Origin of the sequence: Nocardia sp. 852002-20019_SCH5090214, assembly GCF_001665865.1 — a bacterium.
GTDB classification, from domain to species: domain Bacteria; phylum Actinomycetota; class Actinomycetes; order Mycobacteriales; family Mycobacteriaceae; genus Nocardia; species Nocardia nova.
This window is the reverse complement of record NZ_LZMK01000303.1, coordinates 31,477-47,010: the sequence shown is the minus strand read 5'-3', so window position 1 is coordinate 47,010 and position 15,534 is coordinate 31,477. Positions and strand designations below refer to the sequence as shown.

Genomic DNA, 15,534 nt, shown 5'->3' with positions numbered 1-15,534 from the left:
CATCCACGCCCTCGGAGCGGATCGATCCCGCTGTTTTTCACCGTGCCGGGATATGGCGGACAGGGGTGATGCTGATGCGGTCGGCCACGGTGGCGCGGAAGTGTGGACAGGTGGTGAAGTCGTCGTGTTCGCAGCGCAGCGCGCCGTCGACGATCGCCAGTGCGGTCTGGGCGGCGGTGATTGTGGCGGCGAGTTGGTCACGGTGGCGGTGCAGGATTTCGCGTCGAGTATTGAGCGCCGTGGCGGTGATCATCTCTGCGATGGCGTCGAGGCCCAGCCCGGCTTCCTTCGCGCACAGGATGACCGCGATGCGGAAGATGTCGTCGTCGTGGTACCGGCGACGTCCCGCGCTGTCGCGGGCAGGTGTCACCAGCCCCAGCGACTCCCAGTGCCGCAACACGTGTGTGGCGAGCCCGAAAACGGCTGCGGCGTCTCCGATGCCGAGGTTGCGGCTACTTGACTTCATGTCGACATTAAGTCGCAGCATCGCTGGTATGTCCACACCACACAACACCAGCGAGCCTTCCCTGATCCGATTGCTGGATGCCTCCGAAACCTTGCCCAGCGCCAGCGCACTGCGTGCTACCTCCTATGATCTGCAGCGCTTGTCGGCGGGTGCGGCCGTGGTCGACGTGGGGTGCGGCACCGGCCGGGCCGCGGCGGAACTGTCGCAGCGCGGGATGCGTGTGGTCGGGGTCGACCTCAGTGAACAGATGCTCGCAGCGGCGCGGGATCGCTGGCCCGGTAACGACTTTCGGTGCGCCGACGCTACCGCGTTGCCGCTGCAGGATTTCTCGATGGACGGTTACCGCGCAGACAAGGTGTTTCACGAGCTCGCCGAGCCTGCCGCCGCGCTCACCGAAGCCCGGCGAGTGCTGGCTCCTGGGGACGTGTCGTGTTGGTCGGGCAGGACTGGGAATCGTTCATCATCGACTCCGACGACCCGGGGGTGACTCGTACGATTGTGACGGCCAGGGCAAGCGCCATCGTCAATCCCCGCATCGCCCGCGGTTACCGGAATGTGTTGCTGGACAACGGTTTCGTCGATGTCGCGGTGGGGTTGCCCTGAAAAAGTGGACGCAGTTAGCTTGCTTCAGGGGCAGCGTTGAGGGATCTCTCGTAGTCGATGGGTGAGAGCATCCCGATGGCCGAGTGTCGCCGCTGATGGTTGTAGAAATGCATCCAGTTGTCAACTGCGGCAATGAGTTCGCTCTTTGTAGCGAAGGTGTGTCTGTAGTAGCACTCGTGCTTGAAACTCGACCACAGGCTCTCGGCACCGGCGTTGTCCCAGCATTATCCGGCTAATCTGAGCTGATCTTGCTTCGTCGGAGGGGGTTTCCGGGTTATCCGGCTGATTTCTGGATGTCGGTGATGGTGGCGTCGAGTCGGGCGATGAGTTTGTGGTGGCGGTCGGCTTCGGTGATCCAGCCGCGGCGTTGGGCGTCTTCGGCGAGTTTTCGGGCGTCGGTGCGTTGGGCGGCGAGGATGGGCAGGTAGGTGGCGTCGGTGCGGAAGTTCGGGCAGTGTTCGCAGATGTTGGCGTAGGGGCAGGCGCCTTGGGCGGGTGCGCGTAGGCAGAAACCGCCAGCGAGACGGGATTTCAGAGTTGGTGTGTCGGTCCAGTCTTTGCTGCCGGTGATGTCAGTCAGCGGTAGCGCTTTGGTGCCGGCGGGGGTGGTCGGCAGCGCGGCGAGGTGGTCTTTGGCGAGGGTGAGGGCGCGTTCGTATTCGGTGCGGACGGTGGTGTCGAACAGTTTCCCGTAACGCAGGCTCATTTGCGCGGAGACGTGCCCGAGTAACGCCATCAGCGATTGCAGTGAGACGCCGGCGTTGACCAGGGCGGTGGCGTAGGTGTGGCGCAGTTGGTGCGGGGTGACGTGCCCGATCCTGGCGGCGGCCGCGGCGCGGTCGAGTTCGAGGCGGACGCCTTGCTGTGCGAGCCGGCTGCCGTGGTGGGTGAACAGGAACTGGGCCGGTTTCCCGGTGCGGGGATGGGTCAATGGCTGTCCGGGGCTGCGGATTTCGATGATCCGGTCGACGAGTTCGACGGCTTCCTCGTCGAGGGGGACCATCCGTTCGGTGTCGAGTTTGCCGAGCGGGACTTTCAGCCAGGCTCCCTCGCCGGGAATCTCGTGGACGCAGTCGATTTCGAGGTCGAGTAGTTCCCCGATCCGGAGTCCGCAAGCCGGTGCCAGCAGCAACGCTGAGGCGGCGAGTTCGTGTTCGCTGCAACGCAGAGCGTCGGTGAGCCGCCGGTCGGCGTCGACCGGGATGTAGCGTGGCAGCGGTTTGGGGAGGCGGGGAACGTCGTTGCGGAACAACAGTTTCCGGCTCGGTGCGTCGTTCCATCCCCATTCGGTGATCTCGGTGAGGAAGGTGTTGACCGCGACGACGCGGCGGGCATGGTCGGCGACGCCGATCGGTGCACCGGTCTTGCTGTTCACCGCGTCGGGCAGGCTGGCCAGCCAAGGCTCGATGTGGCGGCGGCGGTCCAGCTGCGCCAGCCGGGTCAGGGTGGGGTCGAGGTCGGTGAGGAACCGGCCGAACCCGGTGAGCCGGGTGGCCATGCTGGAGACGGTGTGGCGGGTGCAGGTGCCGCGTTTCGCGTTCAGGTAGTCGATCATCGCTGCGGCGATGGCCGGGGTGATGCCGTCGAGGCGGACCGCGAAGTCCCAGGGCCCGCCGGGGCGTGGTGGTTCGGGCAGGACCCCGAGGTGGAACAACACCAGGTGCGTGTTGGCGAGGGCGGCTTTGTAGTGGTGCCAGCCCTTGCCGGTGCGGGCCTGGCGCATCCGGCAGGCGTCGGCGAACTCGTCGAGATCGGCGACGGTGAGCTGGTGCAAGCGGCGGCCGGTCTGGATCAGCAGCCGCGCCGGCGCCTGGGACCCGGTCGCGGTGCGGACTCTTTGGGTGAATCCGAGTCTGTGTGCGGTGGTGAGGAATTCGGCGAGATCGCCGCCGATCGGGGAGGCGTCTATCTCGCGCCAGAGGCTGGAGATCTTGCGTTCGAGCAGATAGTCGTAGCCGGGACGCAGCAGGTTGTGCAGCATCAGGAAGGTGATGAACGGCCGTGTCGACGAGTTCGCCGACAGTCGGACCTCGAGCGGCTCATGGGCCCAGTCCTGCGGGTGCGGCCATTGCTGCATGAATGTGCGGGCCGAACTGTAGTAGGGGGCGCTGCCGCGGCCGCTGCGGGCCAGTTCGGCCAGATAGAGGTGGTAGATGTCGTCGGCGTCACTCCTGGCGGCGAATACGTGCGCGAGCGGCATCGAATTCCTCCTTCACCCTCTTGGGCGCCAAGTAGATGTAGCGGGTGGTGGTGTCGACGTGGGTGTGCCCGAGCAGTGCCTGCATCACCGACAGATCGACCCCGGCTTCGGCCAGGGCGGTGCCGAACGAATGCCGCAACGCGTGCGGATGCCCGGCCGTGACACCCGAAAGCTGCCGGTGGTAACGAAATATCGTCCGCAACCCGGCCGCGGTGAGTGGTTGTCCCCGGTTCGGGCCCTTCGCGACCAGAAACAAACGTGCAGAGCGTGATTCGGGACGTTCGGTGAGCAGATAGTCCTGGATCACGCGCGCCAGATCCGCGTCGAGCGGGACGGCGCGTTCTTTGGCGCCCTTGCCCCAGACCCGGATCCAGCCGCGGCCGATATCGACATCGGCGATCTCCAAGGCCAGCACCTCACACGACCGCAACCCGCAGTAGAGCATGAGCCCGGCGATCGCGCGGTCACGCCAAGTCCGCAGACTCCCCAGCAGCCGAGCCGCCTCCGACACCGCCAACGGCCTGGGCAGCCGGCGTGGTTCCCGCAACCGCAGTGCCGATCGTGGGCGCGGTTTACGCACCAGATGCGCCAGCAATCCGGTCTTCTCGCCCGGGACGAATCGTTGCGCGTCAAGACCTTTCGGCACCGGACTCCGCAACGTCGGGTCGCGCATCGCGCGGAAGGCGAACAACCCCGACACCGCCACCAGCCGCCGGTTCACCGTCGCCGCGGCATACCCGTCCAGCCGTCGGCCCGCCAGATCCACCACGTTCGGACCCGGCCGACCCGGCAACCTCGCGGCCCGGCACGCAGCCAGAAACCGCAGCAGCACCGCCGTGGTCACATCCTCGATCGACAGTCCTTCGCCGAGTAGCCACCGTCCGAACATCACCAGATCGAACCCATAGGCCCGCAACGTCTTCGGTGAATAGTTGCGATCAGCCAGATAACCCAGATACTCGTCGACCAGGCCCAGACCATCGGCACCCGGTCCGGCCAGAAACCATCGCCCGTCCTCGTGTTCCAGGCGCAGTCGATCACGGTTGTCCGTGCTCATGCCCGACAGGTCTACTCCGGCTCAGCCGACACGCAGTCACACGAATCGCCGGACACACCCGTAGCCCCCTTGACCAGGGAATCGATGGACATTAGCCGGATAAGGGGCATATGCCGGTCGCGCCGGCCGAACGCAGCAAACCGTGCCGCGCGCACGCGCTGGCGGTCGCCGTGGCGGTGTATTGGGTGCCGCGGTCACTGTGCAGAATTGTCGACCGGCAGCGGCCACCACGGACGAACACCGCCCGATCGACCGCGGTGATGACCAACTCGGCCCGCATGTGATCGGCCAGGGCCCAGCCCAGTGCCCGCCGGGAGTGTTCGTCCCGGATCACGCACAGGAACATGTCGCCCTCGCCGCAGGTCAAGTAGGTGATGTCCGACGACCAGACCATGTCGGGACGTCCACGGTCGAAGCGGCGCCCGACCAGGTCGGGCGGGAATTCCGCGACCGGATCGACCACGGTGGTGGTCTTGAACGAGCGCGGGCTGATGCCCTCGATCCCAAGATCGGCCATGATCGCCGCGACGGTGTTCTTCGACATCCGCTCGCCCTCGGCCCGCAGGTCCGCAGTGATGCGTGGAGACCCGTAAGTGCCGCGTGAAGCTCTGTGGTGAGCAAGGATTTTCACCTCCAGATCGCGGCGCCGTTGCAGTCGCGGTGACAGCTGCGGATCGGCGCGCACCTGCAGGAATCGGTAGTAGCCGGAGGTCGAGACGGCGAGTAGTTCGGCCATCCGGGTCACATCATGGTCGGCGCACTCTGCCGCCATGAGCTCGAACCTGCTCACTTTGGATGCCGTGCCGCAAAGTACGCCGAGGCTTTTTCCAGGAAAGCGATATCTTTCGCCTGCTCTGCCACCTTCGCGCGCAACCTGATCAACTCCGCACGCTCATCGGCTGAAAGCGGTTGACCTCCAACATCATCGGGTCGCCGACCACCAGAGCCGGCCTGCCCGGCCGCAGCCATGCGGCGCCGCTCCTCACGCACCCACTTGTGCAGCAGGTTCTCGTGCACGTCCAGTTCACGGGCGATCTCACGCACCGACCGGCCGGAATCGATCACCCGGTGCGCCGCTTCCACCCGGTACTCGGGTGAATACGATCGACGCGGACGAGGCATGGTGAACATCCTTCCAGGGACCCACGGTCCCGCTATCTCGGATGTCCACTACTTCAGGGGAGCCCCACGGTGGAGGTTCACGCGGTGGTGTTCGTCGATGAGCTGATGGTGCCGATGCTTTCAGGTCTGGCTGAGAATGCTTGCGCTGCCGGGGCCGTCACCCGTGAGCAGGCGGACAGCTGGATCGCCGAGCAAACCCATCGCGGCCGCAGTGACCGGTTGATGCTGGCCATGCCACTGTTTTTCGCCGCCGCTACCAAACCTTCTGTCCGGTCGCGGTGACCATCGCCCCATGCCAGACCGGCGGCGGGGCCCGGCGACCAGTGCGGTAGCGCAAGCACACCTCGTCACCGTCGGCGGGGGTGATCGCGTCGATGCGCTCGGCGTTATCCGGTGTGGTCGGGGAGTCGGAGTCGTTTGAGGGCCAGTGCGTTGACGGCGACGATGATGCTGGATCCGGACATGGACATGGCGGCGATTTCGGGGCGCAGGGTGAGTCCTATGAGTGGTTCGAATACTCCGGCGGCGATGGGGAGGGCGAGGGTGTTGTAACCGACGGCCCAGCCGAGGTTTTGGTGCATTTTGCGGAGGGTGCCGCGGCCGATGCGCAACGCGGTAGGTACGTCGAGGGGATCGGATCGCATCAGTACCAGGTCGGCGGTTTCGATGGCGACGTCGGTGCCGGCGCCGATGGCGATGCCGAGGTCGGCTTGTGCGAGGGCGGGGGCGTCGTTGACGCCGTCGCCGACCATGGCGACTTTGCGGCCGCCGGTTTGTAGTTCGGCGATGCGGGCGGCTTTGTCGCCGGGCAGGACTTCGGCGATCACGGTGTCGATGCCGAGGCCGGCGGCGATACGGTCGGCGGTGGCTTGGTTGTCGCCGGTGAGCATGACGACTTCGATGCCGAGATCGTGTAGTTCGCGTACCGCGGCCGCGGAGGTGTCGCGGGCTGCGTCGGCGATGGCGATCACTGCGGCGGCCTTGTCGTCGACGGCTGCCAGCACGGCGGTGTGACCGGTTGCGGCCAGACGGTCCCGGGCTGTGGCCAACTCGCCCAGCTCGATTCCCTCGCGTTCGAACAGGCGCCGGTTGCCGATGACGACGCGGCGCCCGTCGACCGTGGCGATGGCGCCGTGGCCGGGCACATTTTCGAACCGCTCTGCTGTCGCGGTGGTGGCACCGTGGGCGTCGGCGTAGCCGACGACGGCTTGGGCGAGGGGGTGTTCGGATTCTCGTTCGACGGCCGCGAGCAGGCCCAGAAGTTCGGTGTCGTCGCCGGCGTAGCCGTCGGTGACGATCTCGGTGACCTCGGGTTCGCCCTTGGTGAGGGTGCCGGTTTTGTCCATCACCACTATCTGCACGTGAGCCGAGGATTCAAGGGCCATCGCGTTCTTGAACAGCACGCCGCGTTTGGCGCCGAGCCCGGTGCCGACCATGATCGCGGTCGGGGTGGCCAGGCCGAGAGCATCGGGGCAGGTGATCACGACGACGGTGATCGCGAACAGCATCGCTTTCGCGAAGCCGGCCCCGGCCAGCAGCCACACCCCCAGGGTGAGGCCACCGCCGAGCAGGGCGACCAGGACCAGCCAGAACGCGGCGCGGTCGGCCAGCTTCTGTCCGGGGGCTTTGGAGTTCTGGGCCTGTTGGACGAGGTTGACGATCTGTGCGAGCGCGGTGTCGGCGCCGATTTTGGTGGCGCGCACGCGCAGCGTGCCGTTGGCGTTGATGGTCGCGCCGATCACGGGGGAGCCGGGTTGTTTGTGTACCGGCAGGCTTTCACCGGTGACCATCGATTCGTCGACCTCGCTGTCACCGTCGGTGACTACTCCGTCGACGGCGATCTTTGTGCCCGGCCGCACCAGCAGCATGTCACCGACGACGACCTCGGACGTGGGGATCTCGACCTCGGCGCCGTCGCGGATCACCAGTGCTTTCGGTGGCGCCAGGTCGAGCAGGGTGCGGATCGCGTCGTTGGCGCCGCCGCGGGCGCGCATCTCGAACCAATGTCCCAGCAGCACGAATGTGGCCAGCATCGTGGAGGCCTCGTAGAACACCTCGCCGCCACCGGTGAGGGTGATCGCCAGCGAATACAGCCAGCCCGCGCCGATGCCGACCGCGACCAGCACCATCATGTCCAGGGTGCGGGCTCGCAATGCCTGCACCGCGCCGGTGAAGAAGATCGTCGAGGAATAGAAAATCACCGGCAGGCTCAGCAGCAGCGCCCAAATGTCTTGGCGCACACCGAAAGGCGTCGGCAGATGGAGCCCGAACATGTCGGTGGCCATCGGCGACCACGCCATCACCGCCAGCGAGAACACCGCCGACACAATGAACCGGTTACGCATGTCGGCAGCCATCGCCGCCATCGACATCCCCGCGTGACCGGCGTGACCGCCATGCTCCATCTCGGCGTGACCGGCATGCTCCATTCCCGCGCGCCCAGCATGATCCATTTCGGCGTGGCCGGTCGCTGTGGTTCTGTCCGCCGCGTGATCCGGTGTGGGTGGTTGTGTGCTCGGCTCGAGCATCGGGTCGCAGACGTGGGCGGGCACGGATTGGCCGGCGCAGTGAAATCCGCAGTCTCGCACCCAGTTACGTAGCTCGGCCAGTGAGGTGCGGTGCGGGTCGAACGTCACGGTCGCGGTCTGCGCCACCGGATTCGGCTCCACCGACACGACACCCGGGCGGCGCCCGAGCGCGGCGGTCACCACATTCTGCTGGCTCGCCCACTCGACGCCACTGACATCCAATACCGCGGTGCTACGCCCGGATTCGCCGACCATCACGTTCTCCTCGCTCAGTCTCACCGACGAATCGCACTATACCCTATGGGGGTATATGGCGGGTAGCTTCGTCGCTCCGGCTCGACCGCGTCGGCGCCTCGGTAGCGCCGGGGCGGGTTGTCCATCTCTTGGGTGCGTGGCTGCGGTTATGCAGCTGTGCCGGTCCCGAGCGTCTTCGTGCGCCGGATGTATTCCTCTTCGTCGATCTCGCCCCGTGCGTAGCGTTCGGCGAGGATCTGCTGGGGGGTGGGCCCATGTGGTTGCAGCGGAGGGTTCGAGATGGCTGAGCTGCTGCTGCCGCTGTAGCGGACCAGGGCCACGATGCCGGCCACAATGAGCGCCCAGAAGATCACCATGCCGATGATCATCAGGCTGTAGCCCCAGCCGCTCATGCCGTTGCCGTACCACATCATCATCGCCGTCTCCTTCGCGTCATTCGCTGGTTGCTGTTCATCGTGCCGGGCCGCGTCGCGTTCGAATACGGCCGAACGGCCCTCGAGCGGTGGACCGCAGTCCCGCCCGGCTGCGGGGGAAGCCTTACATGTGCATCGGGCAGATGCCTTGCTGGTGCAGCCACATCATGCTCGAGTGCATGACCTGAATCATCGGCGATTGCATGTCCACGGTTCATCTCCTTGCTCAACCTGGCCGTGCCGGACGGCACTACTCGCGCCTTACCCAGTGCGTGGCAGGGCAACACGTGGGGTGGGTCAGTCGCGGTCGGGACGGCCCATGCCGCCCATCATCATCGCCATCATCAAGAGGCACGCGAGTGCGACGACGACAAATCCCGCCGGGATCACTCCGGTGACGACCAGGATCACTGCGATCGCCAGGATCGGCACGCAGCAGGCGATCATCATCCAGCGATGCCCCGACCCGCGGATCCCTCCGGGACCCGGCCCGGTCGACGGCTGTGGGCCGCTCACCGCGCAACTCGCATTGTTCGTGTGCTCATCATGAGCCTCCCTCCACCTGCCGCTCGAGCCGGATCGCTCGAACTCATTCCTCACCATGCCCAGCGACTGATCGGTGGACCAGAGCCCTCCGACGTTGATCGCGGGGCCGAAAGACCCGTGCGGTCAGCGTCTATCACGCTGGTGAGGGGTGTGTGCCCCTCCATGTCTGCATACCCCCCCGGGTGTAGGTTCGGGTACCGGTGAGGGCGGACATATGATGACCCGGTGACTACAGTGCACGACAGGCGCCGAGCCGCCCGGCTTGCCCAGGTGCTGAGCCTGTTCGTGCTGCTGTGCGGTCTCGCGGCGATGCACGCCGGAGTAACCGCTGCCGAAGTCGGCGGCCCCGATCGTGTCGACCATTCCATGTCGATGGTGTCTGTCATGCTCGGAGAACATGCCGAGCAGCACCACGCACATGAAGGTGGTGCGCCTCATCAGCATTCGGCCACTCACCTGTGTGTGTTCGTGCTGACCGACGCTGTGGGTGTCGCCGCGCTGGTGCTGTTCTTCTGGCTGGCAGTGACCGGCTGGTCGATGACGGCGACGCTGGCAGGTTGGCGGCGGCTACGCCGGCGTCATCCGCCGCCGTGGCTGTCACCGAGCTTGGCGGAACTGTCGATCCTGCGGATTTGACAGGTCACAGCCGTATCCGCAACCCGGCAACCCGGACGGGCCTTCCGGCTGGATCGACCCATGTCATCGACAGTTCCCACCCCTTCAGGAGCGCTCCTGCCGCCCACCCACTCTTCGTCTCCGGCACCGCTGAACAGGCGCCGCTTTCTCACCCTCACCGCAGGCACCGCGGCGGCGGCCGCGCTGGCAGCCTGCTCGAACACTCCCGAACGCCGCCGTGACCTCGTCTTGCCCGATTCGTCCGAGGTGAAGGCCGCCGAAGCTGCGCGCCGCGCCCTGACGCCCCGGCGCGGCAGGTGAGTCTGCAAGCCCGGCCCACCACCGTCGATCTCGGCGGAGTTTGAGGTCGAAACCTGGACATACGGCGGGCGGCTGCCCGGCCAGGAGATCCGCTTGGCCCGCGGCGAGGTCCTGCGCGCCGAGGTCACCAACATGCTCCCCGCGCCGACCACGATCCATTGGCACGGTATCGCGCTGTGCAACTATGGACGGCAGTCCCGACATCACTCAGCCCGCGATCGCCCCCCACAGCGGTTTTCGCTACGAGTTCACCACCCCCGATCCCGGCACGTACTGGTTCCATCCGCACGTCGGATTGCAATTCGACCGCGGGCTGTACGCGCCGCTGATCGTCGAAGACCCCGCCGACGGCCGCGACTACGACACCGAGGCCGTCATCGTCCTGGACGATTGGCTCGACGGCATCGGTGGCCGCACCCCCGACAAACAGCTGCGGCAGTTGCAGGCCAACGGTATGAGCGGCATGGGTGGCATGAACATGGGCGGCATGTCGATGCCCACCGACCCGAGCATCCCGCTCGGCAGCGACGCCGGCGACGTCAAGGACTACCCGTACTTCCTCATCAACGGCCGCACCGGCACCGACCCGGTCACCCTTCCCGGCAAGCCCGGTCAGCGGATGCGGTTGCGAATCATCAATGCCGGCGCCGATACCGCCTTCCGCGTCGCTGTCAGAGGCCACCGGTTACGGGTCACCCACACCGACGGCTACCCCGTCGTGGCGACCAGCACCGACAGTCTGCTCATCGGCATGGGCGAGCGCTACGACGCCGTCATCGATCTCGGCGACGGCGTCTTTCCTCTCATCGCCGCAGCCGAAGGCAAAGCGGGGCAGGGGTTCGCGCTCATCCGCACCGGTGGCGGCGCCGCACCCGCATCCGATGTGCGCCCGGCCGAGCTCACCGCCGCCCCGCTGACCGCGGACAAGCTCATCGCCACCGACAGCGCCCGGCTACCGCAGAAGAGCCCTGACCACACCCTCGATATCGCGCTCGGCGCCGACAACAGCCGACATATCTGGACCCTCAACGGCCGCACCTACGACCACCGCACGCCTCTGGACGTGACCGCCGGTCAACGGATCCGGCTGCGATTCACCAGACCGGGATGTTTCACCCGATGCATCTGCACGGCCACACATTCCAGCTCCGTACGCCCGCTGGAAACGGGCCCCGCAAGGACACCGTCATCGTCGGCTCGATGCAAACGGTCGAAGCCGACCTCGACACCAGCAACCCCGGCCAGTGGATGCTGCACTGTCACAACGCCTATCACCAGGAGGCCGGAATGATGACCGTCCTGTCCTACCTACGCTGACCGCGCGGCGGCCGAAGCTATCGCACGCGGGCACTCACATTTCGCGGAGGAGTGAGTCGCAGCAACCCCGGACTCAGCACGACCGTCCGGCGGCGGACGAGTCCGCCGACACCACGGGATTCGGCCGGATCCTGCTGTATTCCCTGAACGGGACCTGTCGGGTTCTGCGACCTATCGCGGCAGTCGGCTACCACGCAGCGCGACCTGGTCGAACAACGCCGCTGAACGCAGCGGCAAGACTTCTTCCTCACAGGGGTCTCGCTCCGGCAAAGCATGCCCGGCCCGCTGGCTCCACAGGTCGCGAGGTGGGGCGGCTACATGGGCTGCGGCGCGTTCAGCGCTTCGCGATCGACTCTAACGCGCCCTCTTTCGCGCTGGTCGGCGCCTCCGGCCACGACGATGCTGTGATGGAATACTGCAGTAGTCGAATATCTATCGTCCGCCAGGTCGTCAGGAGTGCCGATGCTTGGGATCCGCGGAGTCGCCCGAGGGATGTCCGTCCTCGTCGGCGCGGCAGCGCTGACCATCGCCGCGGTCGTGGTGCCGGGCCCGGCGTCCGCGGTGGCTGTTCCGGGGTTCGATCACATCGTCGTGGTGATGTTCGAGAACATCGGATACGACACAATCATCGGCACCGCGAGCGCGCCCTACTTCAACCAACTCGCCGACACCGGCGCGTTGTTCACCGACTCGCATGCGCTGACCCACCCCAGTCAGCCGAACTACATCGCGTTGTTCTCCGGTGCCACGCAGGGCGTGGTTGATGACAGCTGCCCGTACGATGTCACCGGGGTGGACAATCTGGGCACTCGGCTCGCCGCGGCCGGGCACTCGTTCGCCGGATACGCCGAGTCGATGCCGACCCCGGGCTATACCGCCTGCACCGGCAGTAACGGCCTGTACGCCCGCAAGCACAACGGCTGGGTGAACTTCGACAACGTCGCGGCGAGCGCGAACCAGCCCCTCGCTGCCTTCCCCGCGGATTACTCGCGGCTGCCCACGATCTCGTTCGTCAACCCCAATATGTGCAACGACATGCACGACTGCCCGGTGTCGGCCGGCGACGCGTGGCTGCGCGACAACCTCGGCCGCTACGCCGACTGGGCCAAGGCCAATCGCAGTTTGCTGGTGGTGACCTTCGACGAGGACGAAGGCACCGCCGCCAACCACATCCCGACCATCTTCTTCGGCGCCGGCGTCGCCCCCGGCAAATACGGTGAGCGTATCGATCACTACTCGGTTCTGCGGACCCTTGAGGACGCCTACGGCTTGGCGCCGGTGGCCGAATCGGCCCACGCGGCGCCGATCACCGACGTCTGGCTCCCCGCGCCTGGCGGGGTGCCCCTGCCGTCGACCGGCTCCCATTGATCACCGATGCCGGGCACATCTCAACGCACTACGCCTGCTACCCCATTAGCGGCCCGGGCGATCGACTCATAGCCCCGGACACGCTCGGTCCGCGTCGCGTGATCGCGTTCGTGCCGCCGCTCAGCGCGATGTCGTGGCCGCCGGGGACCATGCTCGGCGCGAGAGCAGGCGCAGCCCGTTGAGGCCGACGATGACGGTCGATCCTTCGTGGCCGGCGACACCGACGGGGAGTGGGAGGTGGCCGATCAAGTCCCAGGCGACGAGCACCGCGATGAATGTCGCGGCGATGGCGAGGTTGGCGATCACGACCCGGCGAGCGCGTCGCGAGAGGGCGATCACGGCCGGGATCGTGGTGAGGTCGTCGCGGACCACGACGGCGTCGGCGGTTTGCAGGGTGAGGTCGGATCCTGCTCCGCCCATGGCGATTCCGGTGTGGGCGGCGGCGAGTGCAGGCGCGTCGTTGATCCCGTCGCCGACGACGGTGACCCGCTCGCCCTGGCCTTCCAGTTCGCGGACCGCGGTGACTTTCTCATCGGGCAGCAGGCCGGCACGAACGTCGGTGATGCCCAGCCGGCGGGCCAGCTGCACGGCTACGTCGCGATTGTCGCCGGTCAGCAATACCGGGGCCGCACTGGACAATTCGGTGATCGCCGCGACAGCGTCGGCGGCTTCGGGTCGCTGCTGGTCGATGATGCCCAGTACGGCCACCGGACGATCTGCGCACAGCACGACCACTGCGGTGCGCCCGTCACGCTGGAGGGCGGCCACCGCGGCCGACGCGGCGGCGGCAGGTGCGGTAGTGCTGGTCGGGGCCAGGAGCGCGTGCGGGGATCCGACCTGGATGACGTGGCCCTCGATCGCCGCGCGGACGCCGCGCCCGGGTTGCGCTGAGAAATCGTCGGCGACCGGCAGGTGCATATCGGCGGAGCGAGCTGCGCGCACGATCGCGGCGGCCAACGGGTGTTCGCTGGGATGTTCGGCCGCGGCCGACAGCCGCAAAATCTCGGCCTCGGTGAAGGGACTGCCGGGGAGCGGGCGGATCTCCGACAGTTCCGGTGTTCCGCGGGTCAGGGTTCCGGTCTTGTCGAACGCCACGCGGGTGGTGGTGCCGAGTTGTTCCATCACCACCGCCGATTTGACCAGGACGCCGTGGCGGCCGGCATTGGCGATCGCGGCCAGCAGCGGCGGCATCGTGGCCAGTACCACCGCGCACGGCGAGGCGACGATCATGAACGTCATCGCCCGCAGCAGCGACGGCTGGACCGCCGCACCGAACAGTAACGGCACGATGAACACGGCGAGCGTGATCGCGACCATTCCCACCGAGTAGCGCTGCTCGACCTTCTCGATGAACAGCTGTGTCTTCGCCTTGGTCCTGCTGGCCTCCTCGACCAGCCCGGCGATCCGGGCCACGACCGAGTCCTCGGCGCGGCGATCGACCCGCACCCGCAGCGCGCCGGTGCCGTTGAGCGTGCCCGCGAATACCTCGTCGCCGGTGGCTTTGTCCACCGGCATGGATTCGCCGGTGATCGTGGCCTGATCGACCTCACTGGCGCCGCTGAGCACCGAGCCGTCGGCGGCGACTCTGTCACCGGGACGGACCAGGATCGTGTCACCGACCGCCAGTTCGGTGACAGCGACGGTGCGTTCCGCCCCGTCAGCGTCGAGTCGGGTCGCGGTCTCGGGCGCCAGATCGAGTAGCCCGCGCACCGAATCCTCGGTCCGCGCGGTCGCCAGCGCTTCCAGCGCCCCGGAGGTGGCAAAGATGACGATCAGCAGCGCGCCGTCGAGGACCTGCCCGATGGCCGCCGCGCCGATCGCGGCGACCACCATCAACAGGTCGACGTCGAGGGTCCTCTCACGCAGCGCCTGCAGTCCGGCAAGCCCCGGCTCCCAGCCGCCGGTGACGTAACAACTCAAATACAGCGCCCACCACAACCACGTCGGCGCACCCAGCCACTGCGCGATCAAACCCAGCACGAACACCACCAAAGCCGCAGCAGCCCAACGCATCTCGGGCAGCGCAAACAATCGTGTGCGGCGCGCGGGCGCGGCGGCCGGCGCAGCGGCCGGTCGGGCGGGCGCGGCAGTGGGCGAAGCCACGGACACCTCCAAGAGTGGTTCGGGCGAATGTGCGTTCACCACCATAACAGTACATATGAAGAGATCTTCATTGGTGTGCTGGTATACGATGCGGAGTTATGGGACATGGGGTCGACGGTCGTGATCGGCCGGCCGCGCGATTGGATGCCGCTGCAGCCGCGCAGGTCGCCACGACCCTGCAGGCCCTGGCAACCCCGAGCAGACTGTTGATACTGACCGAGCTACGCCAGGGGCCGCGTCCGGTGTCCGCGCTCGCCGAAGCGGTCGATATGGAACAGTCGGCGGTCTCGCATCAACTGCGACTGTTGCGCAACCTCGGCTTGGTCACCGGGACACGAACCGGGCGCAGCATCGTCTACAGCCTCTACGACCACCACGTGGCTCAACTTCTCGACGAGGCCGTCTATCACAGCGAACACCTGCGGCTCGGCCTCGCCGACCGGCCCGAGGCCGCCGGCTGATCCGCCGCCGGGATGGTTGAAAGAAATCGGTCACGGGTACCGGCGTGGACGGAACCGTCACAGGTGCTGGCTTGCGCTTTGGCAAATGTATTCGAGTGGATGCTCGCGCACGGGACCGTTGTCATGTATTCGTTTGGACGCATGCGGCGGGGCAGCGGT

Annotated in this window: 14 protein-coding genes and 2 pseudogenes; 6 read left to right on the top strand and 10 right to left on the bottom strand. The window is 66.8% G+C overall.

Annotation, left to right across the window (positions count from 1 at the left end; all coding sequences use genetic code 11):
* Window positions 1-37: 37 nt before the first annotated feature.
* Window positions 38-466, bottom strand: coding sequence for a MerR family transcriptional regulator (locus tag A5780_RS24200; protein ID WP_062965766.1), 429 nt, complete (start codon window positions 464-466; stop codon window positions 38-40).
* Between the two features lie 28 nt (window positions 467-494).
* Between A5780_RS24200 and A5780_RS24195 the strand changes: the two genes are divergently transcribed.
* Entirely contained in the window at window positions 495-953 is a 459-nt protein-coding gene (locus tag A5780_RS24195; RefSeq protein ID WP_064909689.1) for a class I SAM-dependent methyltransferase, read from the top strand.
* A gap of 130 nt (window positions 954-1,083) precedes the next feature.
* Here the strand turns inward: A5780_RS24195 and A5780_RS43215 are convergent.
* The 5 genes and pseudogenes from A5780_RS43215 to A5780_RS24175 form a co-directional block, all read right to left on the bottom strand.
* Window positions 1,084-1,281, bottom strand: a pseudogene (locus tag A5780_RS43215) (IS3 family transposase); the annotation flags it as partial.
* A 62-nt stretch (window positions 1,282-1,343) separates the two neighbouring features.
* The gene (locus tag A5780_RS24190) at window positions 1,344-3,269 is read right to left on the bottom strand and encodes a tyrosine-type recombinase/integrase (protein ID WP_062965764.1); all 1,926 of its coding nucleotides are present in this window, start codon (window positions 3,267-3,269) and stop codon (window positions 1,344-1,346) included.
* On the bottom strand, window positions 3,235-4,326 hold the full coding sequence (locus A5780_RS24185; protein ID WP_062965763.1) for a tyrosine-type recombinase/integrase: 1,092 nt from the start codon (window positions 4,324-4,326) through the stop codon (window positions 3,235-3,237). The genes A5780_RS24190 and A5780_RS24185 overlap by 35 nt, the downstream gene beginning before the upstream one ends.
* A gap of 91 nt (window positions 4,327-4,417) precedes the next feature.
* On the bottom strand, window positions 4,418-5,098 hold the full coding sequence (locus A5780_RS24180) for an IS3 family transposase (RefSeq protein ID WP_082976687.1): 681 nt from the start codon (window positions 5,096-5,098) through the stop codon (window positions 4,418-4,420).
* A 14-nt stretch (window positions 5,099-5,112) separates the two neighbouring features.
* Window positions 5,113-5,448, bottom strand: coding sequence for a transposase (locus tag A5780_RS24175; RefSeq protein ID WP_082976693.1), 336 nt, complete (start codon window positions 5,446-5,448; stop codon window positions 5,113-5,115).
* 84 nt (window positions 5,449-5,532) lie between these two features.
* Here A5780_RS24175 and A5780_RS24170 point away from each other — a divergent pair, with 84 nt between their 5' ends.
* Window positions 5,533-5,730: a hypothetical protein gene (locus A5780_RS24170; protein WP_156769639.1), complete on the top strand. Its 198-nt coding sequence runs from the start codon at window positions 5,533-5,535 to the stop codon at window positions 5,728-5,730.
* Between the two features lie 104 nt (window positions 5,731-5,834).
* On the opposite strand, the gene A5780_RS24165 is transcribed toward A5780_RS24170, so the two are convergent.
* From A5780_RS24165 to A5780_RS41275, 3 genes are all read right to left on the bottom strand, one after another.
* Complete coding sequence (locus A5780_RS24165; RefSeq protein ID WP_062965760.1) at window positions 5,835-8,231, bottom strand: cation-translocating P-type ATPase; 2,397 nt, start codon at window positions 8,229-8,231, stop codon at window positions 5,835-5,837.
* A gap of 146 nt (window positions 8,232-8,377) precedes the next feature.
* Entirely contained in the window at window positions 8,378-8,647 is a 270-nt protein-coding gene (locus A5780_RS24160) for an SHOCT domain-containing protein (RefSeq protein ID WP_062965759.1), read from the bottom strand.
* A gap of 294 nt (window positions 8,648-8,941) precedes the next feature.
* The gene (locus A5780_RS41275; RefSeq protein ID WP_167355032.1) at window positions 8,942-9,094 is read right to left on the bottom strand and encodes a hypothetical protein; all 153 of its coding nucleotides are present in this window, start codon (window positions 9,092-9,094) and stop codon (window positions 8,942-8,944) included.
* Window positions 9,095-9,415: 321 nt separating this feature from the next.
* Here A5780_RS41275 and A5780_RS24155 point away from each other — a divergent pair, with 321 nt between their 5' ends.
* The 3 genes and pseudogenes from A5780_RS24155 to A5780_RS24145 all read left to right on the top strand — a co-directional run bounded on the left by A5780_RS24155 (window position 9,416) and on the right by A5780_RS24145 (window position 12,811).
* Window positions 9,416-9,826 carry a DUF6153 family protein gene (locus A5780_RS24155; RefSeq protein WP_156769638.1) on the top strand — a complete coding sequence of 137 codons (411 nt, stop codon included), beginning with the start codon at window positions 9,416-9,418 and terminating at the stop codon, window positions 9,824-9,826.
* A gap of 60 nt (window positions 9,827-9,886) precedes the next feature.
* A pseudogene (locus A5780_RS43210) lies at window positions 9,887-11,443 on the top strand (multicopper oxidase family protein).
* Between the two features lie 492 nt (window positions 11,444-11,935).
* Window positions 11,936-12,811 (top strand): alkaline phosphatase family protein, encoded by an 876-nt coding sequence (locus tag A5780_RS24145; RefSeq protein WP_197521850.1) that lies wholly within the window; start codon window positions 11,936-11,938, stop codon window positions 12,809-12,811.
* Window positions 12,812-12,931: 120 nt separating this feature from the next.
* On the opposite strand, the gene A5780_RS24140 is transcribed toward A5780_RS24145, so the two are convergent.
* Window positions 12,932-14,914, bottom strand: a complete 1,983-nt coding sequence (locus tag A5780_RS24140; RefSeq protein ID WP_062966019.1) for a heavy metal translocating P-type ATPase — start codon at window positions 14,912-14,914, stop codon at window positions 12,932-12,934.
* 98 nt (window positions 14,915-15,012) lie between these two features.
* Between A5780_RS24140 and A5780_RS24135 the strand changes: the two genes are divergently transcribed.
* On the top strand, window positions 15,013-15,375 hold the full coding sequence (locus A5780_RS24135; protein ID WP_062965757.1) for a metalloregulator ArsR/SmtB family transcription factor: 363 nt from the start codon (window positions 15,013-15,015) through the stop codon (window positions 15,373-15,375).
* The last annotated feature ends 159 nt before the right edge of the window (window positions 15,376-15,534 follow it).

Coding starts and splice junctions, on each gene's coding strand:
- A5780_RS24165 (WP_062965760.1), bottom strand. CDS start 8,231: ATGGTCGGCGAATCCGGGCGTAGCACCGCGGTATTGGATGTCAGTGGC.
- A5780_RS24190 (WP_062965764.1), bottom strand. CDS start 3,269: ATGCCGCTCGCGCACGTATTCGCCGCCAGGAGTGACGCCGACGACATC.
- A5780_RS24135 (WP_062965757.1), top strand. CDS start 15,013: ATGGGACATGGGGTCGACGGTCGTGATCGGCCGGCCGCGCGATTGGAT.
- A5780_RS41275 (WP_167355032.1), bottom strand. CDS start 9,094: ATGATGATCGCCTGCTGCGTGCCGATCCTGGCGATCGCAGTGATCCTG.
- A5780_RS24195 (WP_064909689.1), top strand. CDS start 495: ATGTCCACACCACACAACACCAGCGAGCCTTCCCTGATCCGATTGCTG.
- A5780_RS24200 (WP_062965766.1), bottom strand. CDS start 466: ATGAAGTCAAGTAGCCGCAACCTCGGCATCGGAGACGCCGCAGCCGTT.
- A5780_RS24145 (WP_197521850.1), top strand. CDS start 11,936: ATGTCCGTCCTCGTCGGCGCGGCAGCGCTGACCATCGCCGCGGTCGTG.
- A5780_RS24180 (WP_082976687.1), bottom strand. CDS start 5,098: ATGGCGGCAGAGTGCGCCGACCATGATGTGACCCGGATGGCCGAACTA.
- A5780_RS24160 (WP_062965759.1), bottom strand. CDS start 8,647: ATGATGATGTGGTACGGCAACGGCATGAGCGGCTGGGGCTACAGCCTG.
- A5780_RS24175 (WP_082976693.1), bottom strand. CDS start 5,448: ATGCCTCGTCCGCGTCGATCGTATTCACCCGAGTACCGGGTGGAAGCG.
- A5780_RS24185 (WP_062965763.1), bottom strand. CDS start 4,326: ATGAGCACGGACAACCGTGATCGACTGCGCCTGGAACACGAGGACGGG.